Source organism: Dokdonia sp. Asnod3-C12 (genome assembly GCF_045063975.1).
GTDB lineage: Bacteria > Bacteroidota > Bacteroidia > Flavobacteriales > Flavobacteriaceae > Dokdonia.
In genome coordinates, this window is the sequence record NZ_JBEFNY010000003.1 from 133,423 (window position 1) to 159,698 (window position 26,276).

General features: G+C 36.9%; 12 protein-coding genes and 1 tRNA gene. 10 read left to right on the forward strand and 3 right to left on the reverse strand.

Annotation, left to right across the window (positions count from 1 at the left end):
• Positions 1–30: 30 nt before the first annotated feature.
• Positions 31–1,323, forward strand: a complete 1,293-nt coding sequence (gene fahA / locus ACJJVW_RS00620) for a fumarylacetoacetase (protein ID WP_298327712.1) — start codon at positions 31–33, stop codon at positions 1,321–1,323.
• 300 nt (positions 1,324–1,623) lie between these two features.
• On the opposite strand, the gene ACJJVW_RS00625 is transcribed toward fahA, so the two are convergent.
• A complete protein-coding gene (locus tag ACJJVW_RS00625) occupies positions 1,624–3,627 on the reverse strand; it encodes a LamG domain-containing protein (RefSeq protein ID WP_405250394.1) in 2,004 nt (667 codons plus the stop codon).
• A gap of 94 nt (positions 3,628–3,721) precedes the next feature.
• Between ACJJVW_RS00625 and ACJJVW_RS00630 the strand changes: the two genes are divergently transcribed.
• Genes ACJJVW_RS00630 through ACJJVW_RS00640 form a run of 3 tightly spaced genes read left to right on the forward strand, consistent with a single transcriptional unit; the run spans position 3,722 to position 7,466 of the window.
• Positions 3,722–4,240, forward strand: a complete 519-nt coding sequence (locus ACJJVW_RS00630) for an RNA polymerase sigma factor (protein ID WP_339849592.1) — start codon at positions 3,722–3,724, stop codon at positions 4,238–4,240.
• 39 nt (positions 4,241–4,279) lie between these two features.
• A complete protein-coding gene (locus ACJJVW_RS00635; RefSeq protein WP_405250395.1) occupies positions 4,280–5,179 on the forward strand; it encodes a FecR family protein in 900 nt (299 codons plus the stop codon).
• Positions 5,172–7,466: a TonB-dependent receptor plug domain-containing protein gene (locus tag ACJJVW_RS00640; protein WP_405250396.1), complete on the forward strand. Its 2,295-nt coding sequence runs from the start codon at positions 5,172–5,174 to the stop codon at positions 7,464–7,466. Before ACJJVW_RS00635 ends, ACJJVW_RS00640 begins: the two co-directional genes overlap by 8 nt.
• Here ACJJVW_RS00640 and ACJJVW_RS00645 read toward each other — a convergent pair.
• Positions 7,463–7,975 (reverse strand): adenine phosphoribosyltransferase, encoded by a 513-nt coding sequence (locus ACJJVW_RS00645; RefSeq protein ID WP_405250397.1) that lies wholly within the window; start codon positions 7,973–7,975, stop codon positions 7,463–7,465. The genes ACJJVW_RS00640 and ACJJVW_RS00645 overlap by 4 nt on opposite strands.
• A 202-nt stretch (positions 7,976–8,177) precedes the next feature.
• Here ACJJVW_RS00645 and ACJJVW_RS00650 point away from each other — a divergent pair.
• Positions 8,178–8,251, forward strand: a tRNA-Arg gene (locus tag ACJJVW_RS00650).
• 902 nt (positions 8,252–9,153) lie between these two features.
• Here the strand turns inward: ACJJVW_RS00650 and ACJJVW_RS00655 are convergent.
• Positions 9,154–9,795, reverse strand: a complete 642-nt coding sequence (locus ACJJVW_RS00655) for a 4'-phosphopantetheinyl transferase family protein (protein WP_405250398.1) — start codon at positions 9,793–9,795, stop codon at positions 9,154–9,156.
• 119 nt (positions 9,796–9,914) lie between these two features.
• Here ACJJVW_RS00655 and ACJJVW_RS00660 point away from each other — a divergent pair, with 119 nt between their 5' ends.
• From ACJJVW_RS00660 to ACJJVW_RS00680, 5 genes are all read left to right on the forward strand, one after another.
• Positions 9,915–10,532, forward strand: coding sequence for a TetR/AcrR family transcriptional regulator (locus tag ACJJVW_RS00660; RefSeq protein WP_298327684.1), 618 nt, complete (start codon positions 9,915–9,917; stop codon positions 10,530–10,532).
• A gap of 6 nt (positions 10,533–10,538) precedes the next feature.
• Positions 10,539–15,158, forward strand: a complete 4,620-nt coding sequence (locus ACJJVW_RS00665) for a beta-ketoacyl synthase N-terminal-like domain-containing protein (protein ID WP_405250399.1) — start codon at positions 10,539–10,541, stop codon at positions 15,156–15,158.
• A 452-nt stretch (positions 15,159–15,610) separates the two neighbouring features.
• On the forward strand, positions 15,611–17,653 hold the full coding sequence (locus tag ACJJVW_RS00670; RefSeq protein ID WP_405250400.1) for an SDR family NAD(P)-dependent oxidoreductase: 2,043 nt from the start codon (positions 15,611–15,613) through the stop codon (positions 17,651–17,653).
• A 48-nt stretch (positions 17,654–17,701) separates the two neighbouring features.
• Positions 17,702–24,433: a PfaB family protein gene (locus ACJJVW_RS00675; RefSeq protein WP_405250401.1), complete on the forward strand. Its 6,732-nt coding sequence runs from the start codon at positions 17,702–17,704 to the stop codon at positions 24,431–24,433.
• Positions 24,434–24,655: 222 nt separating this feature from the next.
• The gene (locus tag ACJJVW_RS00680; protein ID WP_405250402.1) at positions 24,656–26,230 is read left to right on the forward strand and encodes a PfaD family polyunsaturated fatty acid/polyketide biosynthesis protein; all 1,575 of its coding nucleotides are present in this window, start codon (positions 24,656–24,658) and stop codon (positions 26,228–26,230) included.
• Positions 26,231–26,276: the final 46 nt, after the last annotated feature.

Genomic DNA, 26,276 nt, shown 5'->3' on the forward strand with positions numbered 1-26,276 from the left:
AATTACAAACAACTTATCAAAATATAGACAATGCCACTATCTGCTAACGATCCCTCTAGAAAAACTTGGCTCGAAACGCCAAAAAATACAGATTTCCCAATACAGAATATTCCTTTTGGTGTATTCTTAACGCGTGATGACGTTATTACAATAGGGACGCGTATAGGAGATTATGCAATAGATCTTGGTGCTTTACACCAGTTAGGTTACTTTGAAGGTATCCCACTTACAGATGATATCTTTTTACAAGATACGCTCAATGATTTTATTGCAGATGGTCGTAAAACGTGGAGACTAGTACGTAACCGTATTGCCGAAATTTTTGAAGAAACTAACGACTCCTTACGTGGTAATCAGAAAGATCGTGATGTTGTAATTTTTAAAATGGAAGAAGTTGAGATGCAATTACCTGTACAAATAGGTGATTATACAGACTTCTACTCAAGTATAGAACATGCTACAAACGTAGGAACAATGTTCCGCGGTGAGGAGAATGCTTTGATGCCTAACTGGCTGCACTTACCTGTTGCTTATCACGGTAGAAGTTCTTCTGTAATACCATCAGGAATTCCGGTACACCGTCCTAACGGTCAGAAATTACCTAACGGAGCTACAGAGCCTATATTTGGCCCATCAAGACTAGTAGATTTTGAACTAGAGATGGCTTTTATTACTACAGATGCAAACATTTTAGGTGAATCTATCACCACTGCAGATGCCGAAGAAAATATTTTTGGACTTGTACTCTTTAATGACTGGAGTGCTCGTGATATTCAAAAATGGGAATATGTGCCACTAGGACCATTTCTTGCAAAAAACTTTGCCTCTTCAATCTCTCCTTGGATCGTTACTCTTGACGCACTTGAGCCTTTTAGAGTAGAAAGCCCTAAGCCTAAAAAAGAACTACTTCCTTATTTACAATATGAAGGAAAGAAAAGTTTTGATATTAATCTTGAAGTAGCATTACAACCAGAAGGAAAGAAAGAGACTACTGTTTGTAAATCTAACTTTAAGTATATGTACTGGAACATGAGCCAGCAACTCGCACACCATACTGTAAATGGATGTCCTGTAAATGCTGGAGATATGATGGGAAGTGGTACACTTTCTGGAAAAACACCGGATTCTTACGGATCTATGCTCGAGTTATCATGGAGAGGAGAAAAGCCTATCAAACTTGAAGAAGGTGGTGATCGTAAGTTTATTGAAGATAATGACACTGTAATTATACGTGGTTACTCAAAAACAAAGGATTATCCACGCATAGGTTTTGGCGAGGTTTCGACAAAATTACTTCCTGTATTTGAGCCTAAAACTAAATAGTGAAGCGTCTATAAATGATCAAAACGATTGCATTATACTTAGTCATGTTGCTAGCGGTAGCCTTTTATGCTAGCGCCTTTTACTTGGGCTATTCACTTCTTGCACTTATTTTTGGTAACCTTATAAGTATTGTTATCATCTTAAGTTGTGCGACATGGTATTTCGTGAGAGACTTTAGAAAGAAAAGAAGAGCAAGATTGCTCTAAATTATAGTATCACGCTTTCGCGAAAGCGTATGAAACAGAGAAAAGGTTAGCTATACAGCTAGCCTTTTTTTTATGAAGTCTTGTTTTCAAAGATTTACAGACAAGTATAGCAATCACCTCCTAAAGCAAAGAGTTGTTGTATTTCGGTAGCGTTTAGTGTGTTTTTATACACTCTAAGATCATCTACATGACCTAGGAAATTTTGGCCAAGTGTATATTCATTTAATGCGGTACTCCCTATATCAAGCGTGGAGTTAATTACCTCATTACGCAGGATACCGTCTCTGTAAAGTTTTACAGTATTTGTAGCATCTACGGTAATTGCTAGATGATGCCAGTCTGTATTCATCCAGTCTACATCTACTTCGTTGTTCCAGTCTTCATCTATAATTTCAAAATTATCTGTAAAAAACACTGGTGTATTAAGTGTAGACACACCCACGGCAAATCCTTCTTGACTTGCATCTGTACCCTTCTGAAATATAATTTCCACATCTCCAGAGCTTGTGTTTTGCATTTTAAACCAGACACTTATAGAATACTCATCTCCTTGTACAATACTATTTTCTCCAGTAACAGGTATTGTAAATGAATCCTGATTAAAACTAATGGCGCAGTGATCTGATCCATCCCTGTCTACAACACATTCATTTACAGCAGTACTATTTACATAACCACTTATAAGCTCTACGGGATACTCAGATAAAGGCATATAAATCACAAGATCATTAAGATAATCTTGCGGATTACTACAACAATCTACTACAGTAAGATTGATAAAAATAATTTTAAACTCACTAGCTTCACTTAAAAGTGTAGCTCTTACCCATAACTGTTCTGGACTTGTAGTTGTGGTATAATTAGTAGGATTTGATATTGCGTTTGTTTGATTGCTAGCATCTTCTTGGGTGCGATAGTAAGCGATGTCCACTTCTGAGGTGTCACAACCTAAAAGTGTTTCTGTAAGATCAAAAGTAGCCTCATCATCTTGGCCATTATCACATACGTTAAGTACGGCACTTACAAAACAATCTAATGGCTCTTGAAAGCAATTTCTTTGAAGCGTCATCACATCATCACCTTTCTCCAGTAATAACGTCTCTTCATCACATTGTGTTACCGTCCAGTTACCTCCTATTTGTGAATTTAAGATAGGCAGATTAAAAAAGCTCAGTCTAACACCAGAGGCAGTTGTAGTAGTATTCCATCCAGCCTCTGCGATTACATTTACGTCAAAATATAAGAGATAATTATTTGCGCCAAAAGAAAATACATAATTACTAAGCGTATCTTCATTATTGTAAGAAGTTATCTGCCAGTAACAATTCATGATAAAATCATTTACTTCACTCTCTAAACATACATCTTCCTCAAAATGATAGGTGTCATCTTCCTCACAACTCGAAGAAGCTTCTACCAGCGCAGATGATAACGTACTATGGCTTAACATCTCCTCTGTAGTATCATCATGAGCTCTCATGACAATAGGAAAATTTACAGCTGCCACAAGATTAGTTTCTTGCATGGTATTTACAAATGATAGTAACTCGCTATCGCTTTGTACACTCACTACATTTGTGACCGTAAATACTGGATCAAAAGTGCTAAAACCGAAAGGATATACAAAATCGACACATTCTATATCTGGGTCATTTTGGGTAGTTTGTCCACAAGTTTCTACAAGTTCATTGAAGTCTGACTGTGATGCAACCACAACCTGCTCATGTGTAGACGTTATCACTGTGATAGGAAAATCAATGGTGTAATCATCTGCATTTCCTTGTTGCTCAAAGTGAGCTGCTACCGTTTCAAAATCGTCCGTGTGGTTTACTACAATATCTGCATTATTCATAGTGACAGTAACTGGTAGTACAAGTTCTAAGCAAGATGCTCTATCAATAATATCATCATGAGACCCATCATTAAGAGCAACATTGTACATTAATTGCATTAACTGTGCGCTGGCGTTATCCTCTATCCCTCCTTGAATTGAGTTTTCCTCGATAAGATCATCTTGACAACCTATTGTCGTACACAATAGTGCCAGCAACAATAGTCGCTGTAAATGTCTTAAAAATGAGGATGATATGGTTTGCATATTTTTTTAACGTACTGCAATAATAAAACAACTTTAAAGAAAAAACTCCTACCCCTTTTAAGTTATTATTTACATTTCTCTATTATTGCACTCAATGAAGAAAGAAGATAACAAAGGTGTTTGCCATGAGACTATATATAATAGAGTCTTTAAAGCGCATTCTAAAAATCTCTTTAATTTTCTTTATTACAAATTTGGGAACGACTATAACCCCGAAGATAAAGTACAAGAGGCATTTATCAAGCTCTGGGAAAACTGTGCAAAAGTTTCTGAAGAGAAAGCAAAAAGCTATCTATTTACCATAGCAAATAATCTCACACTTAATGCATACGCACACCAGAAGGTAGTATTAAAATTTAAAAAAAATACCCCTAAAGGCTATACAAATGAGACTCCAGAATTTGTACTTGAAGAACAAGAGTACCAACAAAAACTTGAAAGAGCGATTGCAAATCTTACAGAGGCGCAGCGTACAGCTTTCTTACTTAACCGAGTAGAAGGAAAAAAACACAAAGAGATCGCAGCGCTCTTAGGTATATCTACAAAGGCAGTAGAAAAAAGAATTTATGGAGCTTTAAAAAAATTAAAAGTAGAAATCACAGAGCTCAGGTAGGAAAAAAAACAGCAACCTTGTTACATATATAGTAACGCTATGGAAAAAGAACAATTAATACGTAAATGGCTCGATAATGAGCTTACCGAGAGTGAACTTCAAGCATTTAAAAATCTTGAAGAGTACGATCAATACACGCGTATTTCTGATAGCATCAAACATCTAGAGATTCCTACTTATCATATAGATGAGCAACTTGAGGCGTTGCATGCACGTATAGATGCTAAGAAATCTAAAGTGATTTCGCTAAAACCCTTTTTACGTATCGCAGCAGTACTTGTCCTATTTGTAGGGGTTTACTATGCGGTATCACTGAGATCTACTAGTACTAACCATTACACACAAATTGCTCAAAAAGAAACCATCACATTACCCGATAACTCCACAGTGATACTCAACGCAATGTCTTCTATTTCTTATGATGAAGATACTTGGGAGGCGCAGCGCAATGTATCTCTAGAAGGAGAAGCCTATTTTAAAGTAGCAAAGGGAACTACATTTAATGTTCAAACTACAAATGGAACGGTAACGGTTTTAGGCACGCAGTTTAATATCAAAAATAGAGATGAATACTTTGACGTAGTATGTTATGAAGGTTCTGTAAAAGTAACAACCGCAGCACAAGAAGTAATATTAAAAGCTGGAGACCGCTTTCGCGAAAGCGTACTTATAAGAGGTACTGCAAGCACGGGTACTCCAAAATCACCTTCTTGGACTCACAACGAAAGCTCCTTTGAAAAAACTCCTTTAAGAGAAGTAATTGCAGAATTAGAAAGACAATATCAAGTACAAGTTGATGTAGACGAAGTATTTGCTCAAGAGCTTTACACGGGAACATTTACACACGACAATATAGATATTGCTCTCAAATCTATAAGTCTACCTTTTAATTTAACCTATACCAAAGAGGAAAATAAGGTAACTTTAGCTCGTGATTAAAAAAGTTTTCTCAATACTTTTTCCTGTAATATTCTTTTTATTTTTTTCTGATGTAAGATCTCAAGAGAATAATAGCGAGAGAATACCTCTGGTTGCTGTTTTAAAAAGCATCGAGACAAAGTATGATGTGAGATTTTCATATGTAGATGAACTCGTTTCCTCCATTAAAATACCACGAATTTCAAACGATAAATCTCTTGATGATACGCTCCTTTTTATCACAAACTATACAGGCTTTGATTTTGATAAACTTAATAATCGTTTTATAGTTTTAAGAGATCTCAATCTTTCTAGCGAAGTTCAAGAACTCGATAATATTTACATTGCTTCCCTCCTTACTTCTGGAATATCTAAATCTAGCTCTGGTGTTACCATTATAGTTCCAAAGCAATTTGGTATTCTCCCAGGAGTCATAGAGCCAGATGTACTACAAACAGTCCAAGCACTGCCAGGAATTATAAGCACAGATGAGACCGTATCTGATCTAAATATACGTGGAGGAACAAATGATCAAAACCTGATACTTTGGGATGGAATTAAAATGTATCAATCTGGACATTTTTTCGGCCTCATATCTGCTTTTAACCCTTATTTGACTAAACGTGTAGAAGTCATAAAAAATGGCACAAGTGCAAGATATGGCGATGGTGTTTCTGGAGTACTCAAAATAGGATTAGAAGACAGCCTTTCTAATGAAAAAAGCGGAAGCATAAGTGCAAATTTACTGCATGTAAAAGGGTTTGCTAGACTACCGCTCACTAAAAAAGCTACTTTACTCCTTTCTGCTAGAAGATCTCACACAGATATAACTGATACGCCTACATACCGTAGTTATACTAATCGTATTTTTCAAGATACAGATCTAGAAATGAGCGGAAATCTTCCCGTCTCTGCATCAAATATTAATTTCTTCTTTTATGATATTAGTGCAAAGTACATCTACAACATAAGCAATCGTGATTATCTAAGTGTAAGTGCGACCACGCTGTTTAACAAGTTAGAATATGACGAAAATACTACGGCAACAGGAGTCTTTGCACGCAGTGGTATTGACCAAGGAAACCGTGGTTTGAAGATTAAATATGCAAGACAGTGGAATTCACAATTTAAAACTGATCTTGATTTATATGCCTCGAACTATAACCTAAGTGCACGTAATTTTAATATTGAGAATAACCAGCAACTTGACCAAGAAAACGAAGTTCTTGACTTAGGTCTTACATTAAACACACAGTTAAAACTAAGTGATAATTTTAAATGGGAAAATGGATATCAATTTACAGAGGTCGGCACTAGAAACCTCGCACAAACTAATAATCCACAATTTTTTAGAAATGAAAAAAATGTTACTCGCACTCAAGCGCTATTTACAGAACTTTCTTTCCTCTCAAATAAGAATACCACGCAATTTACTGTGGGCTCAAGAGCAAGCTATCTAGAGCATTTTAAAAAGCTTATTGTAGAACCTAGACTACGTTTTAGTCAGCGGTTTTTGAATTACTTTAAGATAAGTGCTCTTGGTGAGTTTAAAAACCAATCAATTTTTCAAATTATAGATCAGCCCAATGATTTTTTAGGACTTGAACGAAGAAGGTGGGTCGCGGCAAATGACGATAACTTACCTATATTAAGAAGCAAGCAAGCATCTGTAAGCCTAGATTACACTAGAAATAAATGGTTATTAAGTATGGAGGGATATGTAAAAGAAGTTGCAGGAATTTCCTCAAGAAGCCAGGGCTTTCAGAATCAATTTCAGTTTACAAATACCTCAGGCTCTTATGATGTTACGGGGCTTGACTTTCTTGCAAGCAAGCGGTTTAAATCTTTTACTAGTTGGCTCAGTTATTCCTATTCAAAAAACAACTATACTTTTAAAGCACTAAATGAAGGCCGAAGATTTCCAAACAACAAAGACATAAAGCACTCTATAAGCGCCGGAACTTCATATAGTCTGGAACGTTTTAAACTTTCGCTAGGATTTAATTGGCGCTCTGGAACACCATTTACACGCCCACAAAATCAAAGTGTTCTACAGAATAATCAGATTGTTTATGAGAGACCTAACTCTTCATTATCAGATAGCTTTCTGAGGTTTGACATCTCTACCATATACAATTTCAAAATGCTTAAGAATCATGCTCAAATAGGCGCATCTATTTGGAATCTCATTAATAACGACAATATCCTTAACACCTATTATCTAGTTGATAATGATAATGAAGTGCAGCAAATGACTGTGAAATCACTGGGCTTTACACCAAACCTTAGTTTTCAATATAACTTTTAGTAAGTAATTGCGGCGGCTACGTGCTTTCCAACTAGTTTATCTCTACCATTTAAGAAGTCTAGCTCGATAAGAAAATTACATTGCACTACCACACCTCCTAGTTGCTCAATAAGAGCTACCACGGCAGCAGCCGTTCCTCCTGTTGCTAAGACATCATCATGCAATAATACTTTATCTCCAGGTTTGATAGCATCATTGTGCATCTCAAGTATATCTGTACCGTATTCTAGAGCGTACTCCTGTGATATTCTTTCGGAGGGTAATTTATTAGGCTTTCTTACGGGCACAAATCCAGCGTTTAGTCTTTTGGCGAGCAACGTACCAAAGAAGAAACCTCTAGCCTCTATTCCCACTACAATATCAATATTAGTCTCTGGAACGAGTGTATATAAAATCTCTTCCGCTTTCGCGAAAGCGTTTGCATCACCCAACAATGGAGTAATGTCTTTAAAAGTAATTCCTTCTTTAGGAAAATCTTCAATATCTCTTATGTAATCTGAAATTTGCATCTAGTAAAGTTACCATTTTGGATTAAATCCTTTGAGACCGCTATCTTAATTATTAATTTTATTTGTGTAATTATTTGACTTCAAGTTTGATAGGAAAATATTGAAAAATAATTGTAATTTTTTATTGATTTTATTTGTTTAAATGAAACAAACAGTTGTATATTTGCACCCCGAAACGAACGAGTAATTGTTCTTTCAATTAGGCCTCGTGGCGCAACTGAATAGCGCACTTGATTACGGCTCAAGAGGTTACTGGTTTGAATCCAGTCGAGGTCACGAAAAGCTTTGCAAAAAGCACCATAAATGCGCTAATCTTAGGATTAGCGCATTTTTTATTTCTAATGGTTTCGTTTAATATCATTTAAATGCAAGCTTAATGGCAGTTATTAAGTAAGTAAAAATAAGAGTGGCAGTTTTTACTGCCACAAAGCATTTTCCACCTATCTCATCATCTTTAATCCCTGATTTACAGTATTTTAAATAAATAATTGTAAATTGGTCGCTCAATTATATGTGCTTAAAAAACATGTTCTATCTATTAATAGATTGTAGGCTTATTAACAAATAAACATCAATAACTCGAATATTATTTCTTAAAGTCAACTCTATAATTAGATTTGAATACATTTGCTATTGCAAACCCTTAACATATTATCATAATGAGCAATACGAACTTCGTACTGAGCAATGCCGATAAGAACATCTTAAAAATGATGTCAAAAGGCATGACCCACTTAGAGATTTCTAAGACACTAACTGCTAACAATGAATCGCCTTCTAGTACCTCTCACATTGAGAAACTAATTATGAAGCTTAAAAAAAGCTACAAAGCTAAAACATCGTTTCAATTAGGTATCCTTCTTTATAAAGATGGATTTTTCAAATAGATTACTTTATTTGATCAAGTAAAAGACGGGAGCTCTGGATATTGAACCTAAGCAATTACCACTTCCCTATTTTAAAGATTTGCACCCATACAGTTTCCTAAATAACTGAATGGGTGACTCATCTTTTTCACTTAGTTTATGACTATAGTCCTAAATGATGAGATAGGATAAATTTGAAAAAATTATCTAATTATAATTCTCAAACTAAGATTAAATCACCGCCTTTTTATCATCTGAAATTATATGGTCTATAAAAGATAATGCCTATACCTACTCCGCTCAAGGTGTGCGTTATTTTAACAGCGTTTCTAGTTCGATAAACTTAACGTTGACATCCATCTCTTTCTCCATTGCTATGACACCATTAAATTCCGGATTAAATTCGAAGGGCTTAAAGTAATATCGTTGGTCCTTATAAATACCATAGTCTTCAAAAATTTCTAGTCCCTTTAATTCCTTCAACGAGCAATCTACTGTTTTAAGCAAAGCTTCCTTCCTAACCCAATACCAGTAGAATCTATCTAGTGGGCTTTTATCTTGCATAATAATTTTCCACTCTGAATCCCTGAAGAGATATTTAAATAATTTTAAATCTATATCCTTCCTCTTCTCAATATCGATGCCCACCTGAAAAACGGTACCAAAAATTAAAACTACGTACCCATTACTATGTGATATTGAAAAATTGACATTAGTAAAACTTGGCTTTCCATTATCAGAATACGTGATATTTTCTATTAAAAAACTTGAATATTCACTTTCTAAAATTGCTTTTTTTAATAGTAATCTTCCGATAACAAAACTTAAGAAACCTTCTCTCTTCAAATACCTTAATGCTCTATCAACATTGGAGTTAGGTAATTTTTTTAATAACTCCTCATCAGTGAATTGCTGACTGTCTTTAGAAAAATTAACAATCCAAATTTTTGCCATTTTATTATTGTTGAAAAACATTTATGATAAAATCCCAATTAGTCTCATTTATAATTCCTTTTTTTGTGGTACCAATTAATACTTTTTCGGTACCACTTGGTCAAATTTAGGAAAACAATATGATTACCAGGGAACATATTATAGAGATAACAACTCAACTGTATTTAAAAAATGGAGTGAAGTCTGTTACCATGGCAGATATCAGTAAAGAGTTGAGTACCTCGAAGCGTACTATCTATAATCACTTTATAGACAAAACGGATTTAATGCAAGCTTGTGTAGAGCAATACCTTGCGGGAATTAGAACAAAAAACGACGACATCATTAATACCTCTAGCTCTGCTATTGAAGCAATGGGTATGATTCAACAACAGATTTTAAAAAGAGCAGATTACAGCAACGCAAACTTTTATAAGGAGGTACTTAAATATTACCCTAGCATATTAAAAGACTCCTATAAAAAGAATGCAGAGTTTGCTTTTCGAGAGTTACTCTATTTATCTAAATGGGGTGTAAAAGATGGGTTATTCAGGAAAGACTTGGACCCAGAAGTTACAATGGCTACAGTTCAAACTCTTTTAAAATTATGTAATAACAACAAAGTTTTTCCATCAGAACATTTTTCTAAAGCTAGACTTACCGAAGGTATCATGGTTGCTTACTTGAGAGGATTATGTACTGACAAAGGTCTTTTGGAAGTTGAAAAGCAAAAGCACCTATATTTAATTATAGACTAAAAAAATATGGACACTATTAATAGTTCACTCAAAAAAACGCCTGTAGCAATTATTGGCTTATCTGCTATGTTTGCAGATGCAATAAACGTAGAGCAGTTTTGGAATAATATCATCAGTCAGAAAGATAGTATAGTAGATGTTCCTGCATCGCGTTGGAAAATAGAAGATTATTACGATGCAGATCCAATGGTTGCAGATAAAACCTACTGTAAAAAAGGTGGTTTTATTCCTGATGTAGACTTCAATCCAATGGAATTTGGATTGCCCCCTAATATTTTGGAAGTTACAGATGCCTCTCAATTACTAGCATTAATAGCAGCTAGAGATGCTTTTGAAGACGCTGGTTATGGTAGAGAGTCTGAAAAGTTTACAGCGTTATTAAAAGAAAAAACAGGAGTAATTCTAGGTGTTGGTGGTGGACAAAAATTGATTACTCCACTTACTTCTAGATTACAAGCCCCTATTTGGGAAGCTGCTTTGAGAAGTAGTGGAATAAGCGATACAGACATTCCTCATATTGTAGATAAAATGAAGAAAGCATATATAGGATGGAATGAAAATTCTTTTCCAGGTATGCTAGGAAATGTTATTTCTGGTCGTATTACAAATCGTTTTGATCTAGGAGGTATTAACTCTGTAGTAGATGCTGCTTGTGCCGCATCGCTTTCGGCTGTTAAAATGGCTGTTTCTGAATTAATAGAAGGAAGATGTGATATGATGTTAACAGGAGGAGTTGATACAGACAATTCTCCTTTTATGTACATGTCCTTTTCTAAAACGCCAGCATTCTCTCGTAAAGGAAGTATTCGTCCATTTGATACCGATTCTGACGGTATGTTGATTGGAGAAGGTGTTGGAATGTTAGTCTTAAAAAGATTAGAAGATGCAGAGCGTGATGGAGATAGAATTTATGGTTTGCTTACGGGTGTAGGTTCTTCTAGTGACGGTCGTTATAAATCGGTTTACGCACCACGTCCTCAGGGACAAGCGCTAGCCATGCAACGCGCTTATGATGAGGCAGGTTATGATGCCTCTACCGTAAGACTCATAGAAGGTCATGGTACTGCAACCGGAGCTGGTGATGCTGCCGAATTTGAGTCTATGTCAATGGTTTTTGGTAAAAACAATGCAACAAAAAATAATATCGGGATAGGTTCTGTAAAATCACAAGTAGGACATACTAAAGCTGCTGCAGGCGCAGCTGGAATGATTAAAGCAGCCTTAGCGCTATATCATAAAGTTTTACCTGGCTCTATAAATGTCACAAAGCCGCACGACAAATTTGGAATAGAAAATTCTCCTTTTTATATAAATTCAGAAACAAGACCATGGTTTAAAAACGGAGTACCTCGCAGGGCGGGATTATCTGCTTTTGGCTTTGGTGGTGTTAATGTCCATTTTGCAATGGAAGAATATGAAAAGAAAACTTCTTTTACAGATAGAATACATCAATCTTTTCATAGTATTTACTTAAAAGGAGCAAATATAGAAGACTTATTAACGCATCTTAAAAATGCTCATACTGCGTTAAATAGCAAAGAAGCGAACACTGCATTCTACAATTTAAAAGAAAATTCAAAACAAGGCACAGCAAAGGAAAGTGAAGCCCGTTTAGGTTTTGTAGCCGAGTCTCTCGTTGATTGTATTTCAAAACTTGAAATTGCAATCAAACAATTAGAAAGCAATAAGAATGCTTGGTCTCACCCTAGAGGCGTATTCTTTAGACCTAATGGCATCTCGAGCACTACAAAAGTTGCATCATTATTCTCAGGTCAAGGTTCGCAGTATGCAAACATGGCAAAAGAAGCTACCAGTAGTTTTGAAAGGATACAACAAACCATTGCAGATTTTGATACCAAAAAAGGATATGATTTAGCAAATAAAATATATCCAAAACCTGTATTCACAGAAGAGGACAAAGCTATTTTAGAAAAGAATATTACAAATACTGAGTTTGCACAACCCGCAATCGGAGCTATTAGTTTAGGATATTATAATGTATTCAAAGATGCCGGTTTTGTAAGTGATATGGTCGCTGGACATAGTTTTGGTGAACTCACAGCTCTTTGTGCTTCTGGAGTTATAAGTCAAGATGATTATATGACGCTTGCTATCGCACGTGGAAATGCCATGGCAGATAAAAATACAAGTGGTGACACTGGCACAATGCTAGCCGTAAAGGCTTCGGCTTCAGAAATCGAACCATTGATTACCGCTATACCAGATGTTTCTATTGCTAATGTTAACTCGTCGAGTCAAATCGTATTAGGAGGCACCACAGAAGGTATTACTAAGGCTAAGGCACTATTAGATAGTAAAAAATACCGCTCTATCTTATTACCAGTTTCTGCAGCCTTCCACACAGATTGTGTAGGTCATGCTCAAAAACCATTTGAAAAAAGTTTAGAGGCTATAGAATTTACTAGTCCTACCATTCCAGTATACTCAAATTCTACCGGAAATGCTTATCCAACTGATCCAAGTGAGATAAAGAAAATTTTAGGGCAGCATATTTTAAATTCAGTTGACTTTAAGAGCGAGGTCGAAAATATGTATGCTGCAGGAGCGAGAGTTTTTGTTGAGTTTGGACCTAAGTCTATTCTTACAAATCTGGTAAAAGATATACTGGCAGACAAAGAGCATTTTGTAGTTACTACAAATGCAAAAGCAACAAAAGATAGTGATTTACAAATCAGAGAAGCAGCAATACAACTACAAGTACTAGGGTGTAAATTAAATGCAATTGATCGTAATGCACGCCAAGAAAAGAAGCCTGTAATTCAGCCTAAAGTGGCCGTTAAAATTGCAGGAAACAACTATGTGAGTCCAGCAACGCAAAAAGCCTACAAAGATGTATTGAATAATGGGTTTAAAGTAAGTGGCTCCACAGATATTATTAAAACTGAAGAAGAGATTAAGGAAATAGAAGTTATCTCGGAAGTGATAAACGCAGTTCCTACATACACAAGTGAAGAAGATCCTACAGACCAAGAAACAGAAGAAGATATGATGGTAGATGTTATTAAAAGTGCCATAGAAGGCATCAAAGAGAATCAATCTAAAACATTAGACATGTTCCAAACTATTTTGATGGAACAAAATAAACAAACCGCACAATTACTAAACTTATTATCTGGAAACTTTGCCCCAGATGAAAATATTCTAGAAGCTCCTACAGCTCCATTATCTATTGACACTCCAGCTCCTGAGGCTGCTGTGACAAAACCGATTGTAACTCCTACTGCTGTACAACCTACCGTAGTAAACACTGCAGCACCCCCTGCTTCTGCACCTGCAGTAGAAACTGCCGCTCCTGCTACTGGTAACTCAGAAATGCTAGACCTTATGCTAAGCGTTGTAGCAGACAAAACTGGGTATCCTGCAGAAATGTTAGAGCTAAGCATGGATATGGAAGCAGATCTAGGAATTGATTCTATTAAGCGTGTGGAGATTTTTGGAGCCATTACAGAGCAATCTGATAAATTGTCTGATATCAACCCTAACGACTTAACAGAGCTTAGAACATTACAAGAGATTGTAGATTATATCTCTGCAAAAGCAGGAATAAGTGCAACCGCAACTCCAGTTTCTCCTACTGTAAAGGAAGTAGTAGCAGCTCCTGTTGCTGCCCCAGTAGCACAAGCGACACCAACCACTGGAAACTCAGAAATGCTAGACCTTATGTTAAGCGTTGTGGCAGACAAAACGGGGTATCCAGCAGAGATGTTAGAATTAAGCATGGATATGGAAGCAGATCTAGGGATTGATTCTATTAAACGTGTGGAGATTTTTGGAGCGATTACTGAGCAATCGGATAAATTATCAGACATCAACCCAAACGACTTAACAGAACTTAGAACACTGCAAGAAATTGTAGATTATATCTCTGCAAAAGCAGGTATAAGTACAAGGGTAACTCCTGTTACTCAAACGGTAAAAGAAGTAGTAGCGACTCCTGTTACTGCTCCAATAGCGCAAACGACAACAAAAACTTCTAGCAACTCAGAAATGCTAGACCTTATGTTAAGCGTTGTAGCTGATAAAACGGGATATCCTGCAGAGATGCTAGAACTAAGCATGGATATGGAAGCAGATCTAGGGATCGATTCTATAAAACGTGTCGAGATATTTGGAGCAATCACAGAACAGTCAGATAAACTATCAGACATCAACCCTAACGATCTTACAGAGCTTAGAACATTACAAGAAATTGTAGATTATATCTCTGTAAAAGCAGGGCTAAGTACAACGGCTGCACCAATTGAAACACCAGTCACAGCTTCTCCAAAAATAGTTGGTACCGATTTATTCTCTACTCCTATTGTTGAGACAGCAGCTCCTACCGAAGGTAATTCAGAAATGCTAGACTTGATGTTAAGCGTAGTCGCAAATAAAACAGGATATCCAGCAGAGATGTTAGAATTAAGCATGGATATGGAAGCAGATCTAGGGATCGATTCTATTAAACGTGTGGAGATATTTGGAGCGATTACAGAGCAATCTGACAAGCTATCAGACATTAACCCTAACGACTTAACAGAGCTTAGAACTTTACAAGAAATTGTGGACTACATCTCTGCAAAAGCAGGTATTTCAAGTAAAAAAAAAAGCCTGAGCCTAGCGTAACTCAAGATCAGAACAACAAAGTAGGTAAGGAAAATACAGTTCAACAAGAATTCTCCTTACCTACTAAATTTCATGGTGTACCAAGAAAATCAATTGGTTTAAAGTTTATTCCTAGAGTTGATGTTTTAGTACAAGATATTCCTTCTTTACAAGCTGTTGTTATCACAGATGAAGGAGGTCCTCTGACACTTGCTGTAAAAACCAAATTAGAAAGTGAAGGACACCAAGTTATTGTACTTCAATTTGACGCAATTAAAAAGAATACATCCATTAAAGATGGAATTTCGATTGCCGGTATAAACGATCAAAACATAAAGAATGCTCTAGATACCATCTTAGCCAACAATGAAATTGGAGCTTTTATCTACTTGCATCCACATTTCACCTTTTCTGGTCATAATTTTACACAACATTTTGCGATAGAACGCACCTTGTTAAAAGCCACATTCCTATTGGCAAAATATTTACAAGCTCCATTAAATGCAACGAGCAAAACACAGCGCACAGCCTTTATGACGGTTTCTCGTTTAGATGGGAAATTTGGGATGGACAAGCGTTCAGATATTTCTATCATCGCAGGCGGATTATCAGGGTTAACTAAGTGTATAAACTTAGAATGGTCTCCTGTTTTTTGTAGAGCCATAGATGCTCAGCCTGAATTGTCTCCAGAAGAAATTGCAGCTAATCTATTCCAAGAATTACACGATGCAGATGTTCGTTATGTAGATGTAGCCATTAATGAAAAAGGCAGAATGACTTACGAGGTTACTCCTAATGAAGTTGCTGCGACAGATGAATACCAGCAAACGGTTACAGATAAAGATGTCTTCTTAGTTGCTGGTGGTGGTAGAGGTGTTACAGCGACCTGCATCAAAGAAATGAACGCAGCTTTTAAATCTAAATTCATCTTATTGGGAAGATCTTCTTTAGATTTTGAATTACCAGCCTATGCCCTAACTGAAAACAATCCTGCCAAGCTTAAGAACGCGATTATGCAGAATCTGAAAGCTAGCGGTGAGAAAGTTTCTATTAAAGGATTAAATAGTCTATTCAAAAAATATGTTGCCAAAAAAGAGATAGAAGAAACCATTGCTACGATCAAAGTAGCTGGTGGAGATGCTATATATGTAGCTGGTGATGTGACGAACTTAACCATCAAGCCAGAATTGCTAAAGATTGAAAAGCAATGGGGTAAAATCACAGGCATCATACACGGTGCTGGTCGATTGGCAGATAAATTGATTCAAGATAAAACAGAAGAAATTTTTGATAATGTCACTTCCGTGAAATTGGACGGTTTATTAAACCTTCTAAAAATGGTTAATATCAATGAATTGAAACATCTCATTATGTTCTCCTCTGTCGCTGGTTTTTATGGAAACGTAGGGCAGTCTGATTATGCAATGGCAAATGAAATATTGAGTACTGCCGCACATTTGTTCAGTACAAACCACCCTAACACTAAAGTTACCGCAATAAACTGGGGAGCTTGGGAAGGCGGAATGGTAAGTCCAGAACTACAAAAAATGTTTGAGGAGGCTGGTGTTTCTTTAGTAAATCACCCTGGAGGCGCTGCTCGTTTTGTTCAAGAATTAAACGGAGCATATCATCACCAACCTCAAGTGATCATCGGCGGTACATTACCAGCTGGTATTTCAGATATTTCTGGAGATCTAAAAACGCATACGATTCAAAGAAACTTGAGTCTCAAAGAGAATGCGTTTTTACAACATCACGTAATTCAGGGAAGTCCTGTATTACCTATGGTGAATGCTACGGCTTGGATGGCAGATTCTTGTGTGAAATTATTTCCAGATTATAAACTAGCAAGTATAGAAGATGTAAAACTCTTCAAAGGGATTGTTTTTGACGGGACTGAAAAAGAGGTGTATTTCACGAAAGTGAAAGAACAACTAAAAACAGCAGACACCATCGTCTGTGAAGTAAGCGTGTACAGTAAAGGAGCAAAACTACCACTCAATCATTATAGAGCTACAGTTACGCTTTCGCGAAAACGTACAGAAAAACCAATATTCAAAGCACCAAAACTAGTTGAGAATAAAATAGACGGAGCTACTTTTTATAAAGATGGTTCGTTATTCCACGGTGCTTTTTACCAAGGGATAGAAGAAATCATTGCGATGGATGAATCGCAGGTTTTATTAAAATGTAAAGCTCCAGCGGTTTCTTATGAAGATCAAGGTCAGTTCCCTAGTACGAGTTTAAATGCCTTCTTCTTAGATATTCAATATCAAGGAATGGTGGTTTGGGTGCAAAAATATCATAATGGCGCTAATAGCTTGCCATTACAGACTTTAAAAGGGATGGTCTACGAAGAAATTCAAGCTAATAAAAGTTACTACGTACACATAAAAATCCAAGAAAATACAGAGACAAAAATGATTGCAGACTGTACCGTTTATGACGATAACGAAGATGTTATTTTGTTTACAGAAGGTGCCGGATTAACTGTTTCAAGAGAATTAGTTTGGTAAAAGTTATTTCTCATCTATTGCAATAATCGTCTTAAGTAGCTATAAAGAATGAAAGAAAAAATAGCAATTATTGGTATGTCATCCCTTTTTCCAGGGTCTAAAACCTTACAAGAGTTTTGGAATAACCTTATGGATAAAAAGGACTTAACCGGTATGGCAACAAAAGATGATTTTGGCGCAGACCCAGAATTGTTTTATAATAAAAACAAGGGTGTTATAGACAGCTGTTACTCCTTGCGAGGAGGCTACATACGTGATTATACCTTTAATAGCGATGATTTTGGCTCCAAAGATTTGAGTGACTTAGACCAGATGTATCAATGGGGTTTACAGGTGACTAAAGATGCTTTGATACATGGTGGCTATTGGGAAAAAACACAAGCCTTAGATCGTTGCGGCGTTATTTTTGGGAATTTATCTTTCCCTACAAAATCGTCACATAAAATTCTTGCGCCTGTCTATACAAAAACACTTGAAAAAGGAATCAAAAAGCTGTTGAAAGATGATAGTTTTAAAATTCCTTCAACCGAATATGAAATTCCAAAAAACAATCCTATAGAAGGAGATGTTTCAGAATTAGTGAAGAATACCATTGGTTTAAAAGGAACCAATTTTGACCTAGATGCTGCTTGTGCTTCTTCTTTATATGCAATAAAAATGGCGTGTGATGAGCTATTGACAGGAAAGGCAGATATGATGCTCGCAGGAGCTGTTTGCTCCTCTGATCAGTTGTTTATCCATATGGGATTTTCAATTTTTCACGCCTATGCGGCACACGATAAAAAATACTCGCCACTAGATAAAGATTCTGCTGGACTCGTATCTTCTGAAGGTGCTGGAATGATTCTTTTAAAACGTTTATCTGATGCAGAGCGAGATGGAGATAACATCATAGGTGTTATTTCTGGAATTGGATTATCAAACGATGGCGCAGGTAAATTCTTATTGAGTCCGAACCCAAAAGGTCAAACACTCGCTTATGAAAGAGCGTATAATGGCACCATTAGAAAAGAGGACACTTCTTACATAGAATGCCACGCGACGGGAACGCCGCTGGGTGATGTTACAGAAATCAATTCGCTCGAAACTTTCTTTGGTAACAATCCAGAGAAAGTACGTCTAGGTTCTGTAAAGTCAAATATGGGGCATATGCTTACGGCGGCAGGAATGCCTAGCTTGATGAAGGTATTGCTTTCTATGGAGCATAATAGCATTCCGCCTGGCATTAATATGGAAACGGCGATCCAGTCTGAAAATGGTTGGTTTACACAAGATCAAATCATAGAAGAGCCGCTAGCATGGAAGACAAATTATAAACAAGCGGCAGTCAATTCTTTTGGTTTTGGAGGAACTAATGCACACCTTGTTGTTGAGAGTCATCAAAAAAAGGAAACTAACACACATACGGATGTCTCATTAAAAGAAATGGCCATTACCAGTATGGAAGTTCATTTTGGTGACTGTGATAATCTAGAAACTTTTTATCAATCCATTTTTAATGGGAAACAACACTTCTCTACGATGCCGTCTACGAGATGGAAGGGCTTTGAGAAAAATGACGAACTGCTCACTACGTTTGGTCTAAATACTCAAAATCCTATTAAAGGAAACTTTATAGAGGACTTTGATATGGATTTGATGCGCTATAAAATCCAGCCTAATGAAATCAGTACAATGGAGCCGCAACAGGCGCTTATTTTAAAGGTTGCAGATCAAGCGATTCAAAAATCTAATTTACAAAGGGGAGAAAACGTAGCCGTACTAATCGCTATGAATCCTGAACTTGCGATACATCATTATCTAGCGCGTTGGGACAGTGAGTGGCAATTAGACAAAGCGCTAGACAGTGCGGGTATTGCACTAGAAGAAACACAAAAAGAAACATTACTTGCCGAGTGTCGTAATATATTATATCAGATAGGCAATGTACAAACGCCTAGTCAGCACACTAGTTTTGTGGGTAATATTATGTCGAGTCGTATCTCTGCTTTATGGGATTTTAATGGACCTTCATTTACGATTACAAACGGTGATAACGGAACAACGAGAGCACTAGAAGTAGCGCAGAATATGTTATCTCTAGGCGAAGTAGATGCTGTTGTTGTGGGAGCCGTCGAGTTTTCTGCAAGTATGGAAGCGGTATTGTTGCGCAATCTAGCTACTAGCATAAATCAAAATAAAAAACCTAGCTTATCCTTTAATGCAGATGATTATGGATGGTTGATAGGAGAAGGAGCCTCTGCGATTGTATTGAAAGCAAGTGACCGCATTGATGAGAACGATACAGTCTTTGCAAAAATTGAAGCTATAGGAGATATCGCCACAACTGAGAATATCGCCTTACAAGAGCTTGTAGCTTCTGGATTTGATCACGAAAACCAATTAGAACAAGAACGGCTATTAGCTATTAATCCTGCCAGTAAAATTGCACTAGGATCTGTAAAAACAAACATTGGCCATACGTTTGCAGCGGCTGGACTCGCTTCTATTGTAAAAACAGCCTTGTGTGTATATCATCAATTTATTCCAGGAATTCCAAATTGGAAATCGGCAAAGGATGATGCTTTCAAAAACAGTAATTACTACTTCCCTAGCCTATCACGACCTTGGGTTAATGAAACAGAACAACCTAGACAAGCGTTGGTCAATTTGAGTCAACATTCTCGTGTCAAATTATCTGAGTTCACACAACCTAAACCTCACAACATTGACAATTTCTTGGAGAAGCATTTATTTGTTTTAAAAGGAAATACGCCAGCAGAACTTAAGGTACAGTTACAACAACTTAATGAAGACATATTTACTAATGACTTAGCATTTGTTGCACAAGCTTGCTTTGATAAAGCAGCAACCACAAAAGCAACCTACAGTATTGTTCTCATTGCGTCAACCACAAAAACGATAGCGCAAGACATCGTTTTTATTGATAAAAAACTCGAGCAGTCCTTTGCAGAAAACACAGATATAAAACTACCTAGCGGTTCTTTCTTTAGCCCAAATCCAAGTGGTACAAAAGGAGATTTGGCATTTGTATATCCAGGTTCGGCAACTACTTATGAGGGCTTGGGGCAAGATTTATTTCAGTTTTTCCCTAATCTACTAAGTGATTTTGAGAATCGTATTGCCAATTTGAAAGACTTCTTTGGCTTAGACTATTTATTCCCAAAAAAGCAAGACAGTACAACGCCTTCACCCAACATTCAGGGAGATGCCATCTCTATGATGTCTGCAGGGGTATTATACTCGACCTTGTACACGCACATATTGACAACTTATTTTGGTGTACAACCCAAAGCTGCGATGGGCTATTCTATGGGAGAATGTAGCTCTATGTGGTACTCCTTTGGTATTTGGAATCCAGGTGAGGGAACAAAAGTATTCCGCAACTCCCCTATTTTTAAAAACAAGTTTTCTGGTAATCTAGAACTCTTAGCCGAAGAATGGGATATCAGCTCAGAAGAAGCAAAAGCCAGATGGCAAAGTTGGATTTTACTAGAAACTAAAGAAAAAGTAGCAGCCCAAATCTCAGCTTTTGATAAAGTGTCCATCACTTTTGTAAACTCTGAAAAAGAATTAATCGTTTCTGGTGATAAAAGCCAGTGTGAAGCATTGATTGCTGCGCTTAATTGTCCATCGGTATTAGTTCCTTTTCAAAATATTATCCATAATGAGTTCTGTAAAAAAGAGTACGATGGATTGATCGAAATGCATAATTTCCCATTAGAAAATAAACCAGAAATTGATTTTTATTCTAGCTTAACAGGGGAGAAGATCCCTATGGATTCACTCAAAATTGCAGAGAATTCGACAAAAGTGTGCTATAAAACCGTTGATTTTCCCGCTTTCGCGAAAAAAATGTCTAGCAACGGATTTAGCACTTTTGTAGAGCTCGGCCCTAATAGTACCTGTACTGGCTGGATAAAAGATACCCTCGATCAGAACAACCACGCAGCTTGTGCTATTGACAAAAAAGGTACAAGTTCGATACAATCACTATACGAATGTCTAGCGCAACTAATCTCAAATGGAATAGACATTGATTTGAGTTTGCTGTATCCTAACAATAATCAAGAACCCGTCAAAAAACGCTTTACTAAAAAAGTAACAACAGGTGGTACGCCTGTATATGATGTGTTATTATCTGAGGATATGAAGCAACAGTTTGCCACAATCAAACGAAAAGAAAAAACAGTCTCTCTAGAAACAACTGGAGATGCAAGTATACGCTTTCGCGAAACTAGTCCCGAATTCACTTCGGGAAGCGTAAAGCCAACCACCACAACACATAGAGTAGAAAAAATAGCTAGTATGATAGATACCCCACAACCAAAAACTGCGACTAAAATCGGAGAGAATGGATTGAAATTACAAGATTACAACGACCCAAATCATTTAAAAAATAAAAACATCATTTTCACCAAAGAGGATCTTATTGAATTTTCTGAAGGAAAAATTGGTAATGTTTTCGGAGCAGAATACAATGTGATTGACCAGTACAAAAGGCGAGTAATGTTACCTATGGATCCATATTTATTGGTGAGTAGAGTAACAGGTCTTGATGCAAAGTTAGGAGAATACAAGCCTTCTACAATGCAAACCGAATATGATATCCCATACAATTCTGGCTATGCAACCGATACCCAAATTCCTTGGGCAGTCTCTGTAGAGTCTGGGCAATGTGATTTAATGCTCATCTCTTATCTGGGAATTGATCTTAAAAATAAAGGAGAGTATGTATACCGCCTTCTAGATTGTACGCTTACTTTTCTAGACGATTTGCCTTTTGAAGGACAAACATTACGCTATGATATATCTATCAATTCATTTGTAAGAAATGGTGGAAACTTGCTGTTTTTCTTTAGCTATGAGTGTTTTGTAGAAGATCGTATGGTCTTAAAAATGACGAATGGTGTTGCTGGTTTCTTTACTAATGAAGAACTGAGTAAAGGAAACGGAGTAGTATACACAGACAGTGAAAAGAAAGTGCTGGCAGGTGTAGAAAAGAAAAAATTCATTCCTTTTTTGACCACCAAGAAAACTGCTTTTGACATAGAAGATTTAAGACATCTCATCAATGGAGATGCTCATAAATGTTTTGATGATATTTCATATTTCCCAAATGGCACAAATGAATCTATTCGTCTAGCGCCAGAAAAAATGTTGATGCTAGATCGCATTACCAAAGCAGATGTACACGGAGGAGCTTATGGTTTAGGAGAAATTATAGCAGAAAAAGACCTAAGTCCAGACGATTGGTATTTTCCTTGTCACTTTAGAGATGACCAAGTGCTAGCAGGCTCTTTGCAAGCAGAAGGCGGCGGTAATTTATTACGTTTCTTCATGATGATGCTAGGATTACAACGTCTCAAAAAAGATGCGCGTTTCCAACCTATTTATGGAGTACAGCAAAAAGTAAGATGTAGAAAAGAGGTAACACCTAATGATAAAAAACTAGTGTACCGCTTAGTCATTAAGGATATCGGGTTATTGCCAGATCCTTATGTAATAGGAGATTTAGAGATTATTGTAGATGGTGTGATTACCGTTCATTTTGAAAATCTAGGACTACAACTAAGAGAAAAGGACAATCCAAAATACTTAGAACAGCCTAAAAAAATAACCGAGAATGTACTTTTAAACGAGAATGATATTGAAACATTTGCGTTAGGTAGACTTGCAGATTGCTTTGGTCCAGAATATGCGGTGTATGATAACAGATCATTATCGCGCCAACCTAATACCGACTTACAAGTGGTAAGTCGTGTGATAAAAATAGACGGAGAGCGTTTTGATTTTTCAAAGCCAACAAATATCTGGACAGAATATGATGTGCCTCAAGATGCATGGTATTACAAGCAAAATGCATCGATGACAATGCCATATGCAGTATTGATGGAAATCGCTTTACAACCTTGTGGATTATTAGGTGCATATCTAGGAAGTACGCTACAGTTTCCAGACAAAGATTTATACTTTAGAAATCTAGATGGTGATGGAGAAATGTTTGACTTGCCTACCGGCACAGATTTTAGAGGAAAAGTAATCGCAAATAAATCGACCTTAACGTCTTCTACCTCATTAGGAGGTTTTGTGATTCAGAAATACCTTTTTGAAGTATCGGTAGATGGACACGTGTTTTATAAAGGATTTTCTTCTTTTGGATTCTTCCCTAAAGAAGCCTTAGCGCAGCAAGTCGGTCTCGATAAAGGAGAGGATGTTGCAGCTTGGTATGTGCAAAACAACTTGACAACCAAAGATTACTTCCAAATCAAGCTTGATTCTCTTTATGCAAAAATGAAATTGTACAAAGAAAATGATAAAGCAAACACCTTCCGCTTAGCCGAAAAACAACTAGATCTATTAGACAGCGGTTTGGTAGTTAAAAACGGAGGAGAGTTTGGCAAAGGATACATCCACTGTTCTAAAGCAATTCATACTTACGACTGGTTCTTTACTTGTCATTTTTATTCTGACCCAGTAATGCCAGGGTCTTTAGGCGTAGAAGCAATCTCACAAGCGATGCAATTATTTGCATTACAACAAGACCTAGGTAAGGATTTTAAAAATCCGCGTTTTATACAAGTAGAGAACAATAAAACCGAATGGAAATACCGTGGACAAATAAAAGTGAATGTAGAAAATATGCACCTAGAAGTGCATTTTAAAACCATCGAAAAACGAGGAGATACGCTTGTATTGATTGCAAATGCATATCTCTGGAATGAAGGAACAAGAATTTACCAATTGACAGATTTGGCACTAGGGATTCAAGAGGTGTAGGTCATAAAACATCTCCTCCCAGCCTCCTCTTCAAAGAGGAGGAGCTAAAAAACGTGGAATCGATTTTTGTATCCCCGGCCCTGAAGGGAGAAAAAATCAAAGAAAATGAATAAGCCATCCTTTAGGGTTGGGGAAAGCTTATTCACTGATTAATTTATAAAAAAACACAGCGCTTCAAAAAATCTAAGATTTTCACGAAAGTGCTGAAATAAAAAATAAAAAATGATTGACTTAAAATGGATAGGATCTCCGAGAGAGATTTCCTTTGACATCCAAGGAATCTCTGAAAAATTGAAAAACACTGCTACTCCTTGTTATATTGTTGAGGATTTATCAGGTCGCACTGGCGTTACAAATACTGGCACTATCCAGTCTGAAGGAAAGGGGTTGTTTTTAAAAGCCATCGTACCCGCATTTACTGCTGCCGATTTTGGGGACACTTCGTTTAAAGAAGATTACCAATTAAAATATGCTTATAAAGGAGGCGCTATGGCAAATGGGATTGCCTCAACAGATATGGTAATCGCTTTAGGAAAGAACGAGATGATAGGTTCTTTTGGTGCTGCTGGGATGATTCCTGCTCGTGTAAAAGAAGCCATTGCGACCATTCAGACAGCCTTACCTAAGCAAGCTTATGCGTGTAATCTTATCCACAGTCCTATAGAGAAAGCGCTAGAAGAAGGCGCTGTAAACTTGTATATAGAGCACGGTGTAAAAGTGGTAGAAGCTTCGGCTTATATGAACTTATCTGAGCAAATTGTAAAGTATAGAGCGGTAGGGTTGAGTCTTGACGCTCAAGGCGAAATAGTGATTGGCAATAAAGTAATTGGTAAAGTATCAAGAAAAGAAGTTGCGCAACGTTTTATGTCCCCTGCTCCGCTTCAGTTTTTAGACAAATTATTGGCTGCTGGAAGTATAACCCAAGAACAATATGAGCTTGCTCAAAAAGTACCGATGGCAGATGATATTACGGTAGAAGCAGATTCTGGTGGGCATACAGATAATCGTCCTCTTGTGGTGTTGTTTCCTATCATTTTACAACTGCGAGATGAAATACAGGCAACATATAACTACAAAAAACATATTAGGGTGGGTGCTGCAGGGGGAATAGGAACACCAGCTTCTGCCCTAGCCGCTTTTTCTATGGGAGCTGCTTATGTAGTCACTGGATCGATTAATCAGGCCTGTGTAGAGTCTGGAACTTCTGATGTTGTAAAGGAATTACTTTCTAAAGTTGCCTCAACAGATGTCACGATGGCTCCAGCGTCAGATATGTTTGAGCTAGGTGTAGAATTACAAGTATTGAAACGTGGAACCTTGTTTGGCGCGAGAGCAAAGAAACTATATGAGGTCTACACGCGCTATGACGGGATTGATGATATCCCAGCAGAAGAACGACTTAAACTGGAGACTAAAACTTTTAAAATGTCACTAGAACAAGTTTGGGATGGTTGTGTGAGCTTCTTTGAAGAAAGAGATCCTGAGCAAATAGAACATGCAAAAGGTAATCCAAAACGTAAGATGGCCTTGATTTTCCGTTGGTATTTAGGACTGTCTTCCAACTGGGCAAATGCAGGTACTCCAGACAGAGTAATGGATTATCAAATATGGTGTGGCCCAGCAATGGGCGCTTTTAATGAGTGGACAAAAGATTCATACTTAAGCGAGGCCAAAAATAGAAAAGTTGCAGATGTTGCTACTCACTTACTAGAAGGTGCGGCTTATCTACATAGAATCAATACCATTAAAGATCAAGGGGTAGATTTACCACTTGAGTTATTGCAGTTAGCTATTTAAAAAGCCAACGTAACTACAACAAAAAAGGGTCAACTTAACAGCTGTT

Excerpts from the sequence above, each read along its gene's own strand:
- ACJJVW_RS00665 (WP_405250399.1), top strand. The coding sequence starts at position 10,539 with ATGGACACTATTAATAGTTCACTCAAAAAAACGCCTGTAGCAATTATT.
- ACJJVW_RS00630 (WP_339849592.1), top strand. The coding sequence starts at position 3,722 with ATGAAGAAAGAAGATAACAAAGGTGTTTGCCATGAGACTATATATAAT.
- ACJJVW_RS00680 (WP_405250402.1), top strand. The coding sequence starts at position 24,656 with ATGATTGACTTAAAATGGATAGGATCTCCGAGAGAGATTTCCTTTGAC.
- ACJJVW_RS00655 (WP_405250398.1), bottom strand. The coding sequence starts at position 9,795 with ATGGCAAAAATTTGGATTGTTAATTTTTCTAAAGACAGTCAGCAATTC.
- ACJJVW_RS00645 (WP_405250397.1), bottom strand. The coding sequence starts at position 7,975 with ATGCAAATTTCAGATTACATAAGAGATATTGAAGATTTTCCTAAAGAA.
- ACJJVW_RS00675 (WP_405250401.1), top strand. The coding sequence starts at position 17,702 with ATGAAAGAAAAAATAGCAATTATTGGTATGTCATCCCTTTTTCCAGGG.
- ACJJVW_RS00635 (WP_405250395.1), top strand. The coding sequence starts at position 4,280 with ATGGAAAAAGAACAATTAATACGTAAATGGCTCGATAATGAGCTTACC.
- fahA (WP_298327712.1), top strand. The coding sequence starts at position 31 with ATGCCACTATCTGCTAACGATCCCTCTAGAAAAACTTGGCTCGAAACG.
- ACJJVW_RS00660 (WP_298327684.1), top strand. The coding sequence starts at position 9,915 with ATGATTACCAGGGAACATATTATAGAGATAACAACTCAACTGTATTTA.
- ACJJVW_RS00625 (WP_405250394.1), bottom strand. The coding sequence starts at position 3,627 with ATGCAAACCATATCATCCTCATTTTTAAGACATTTACAGCGACTATTG.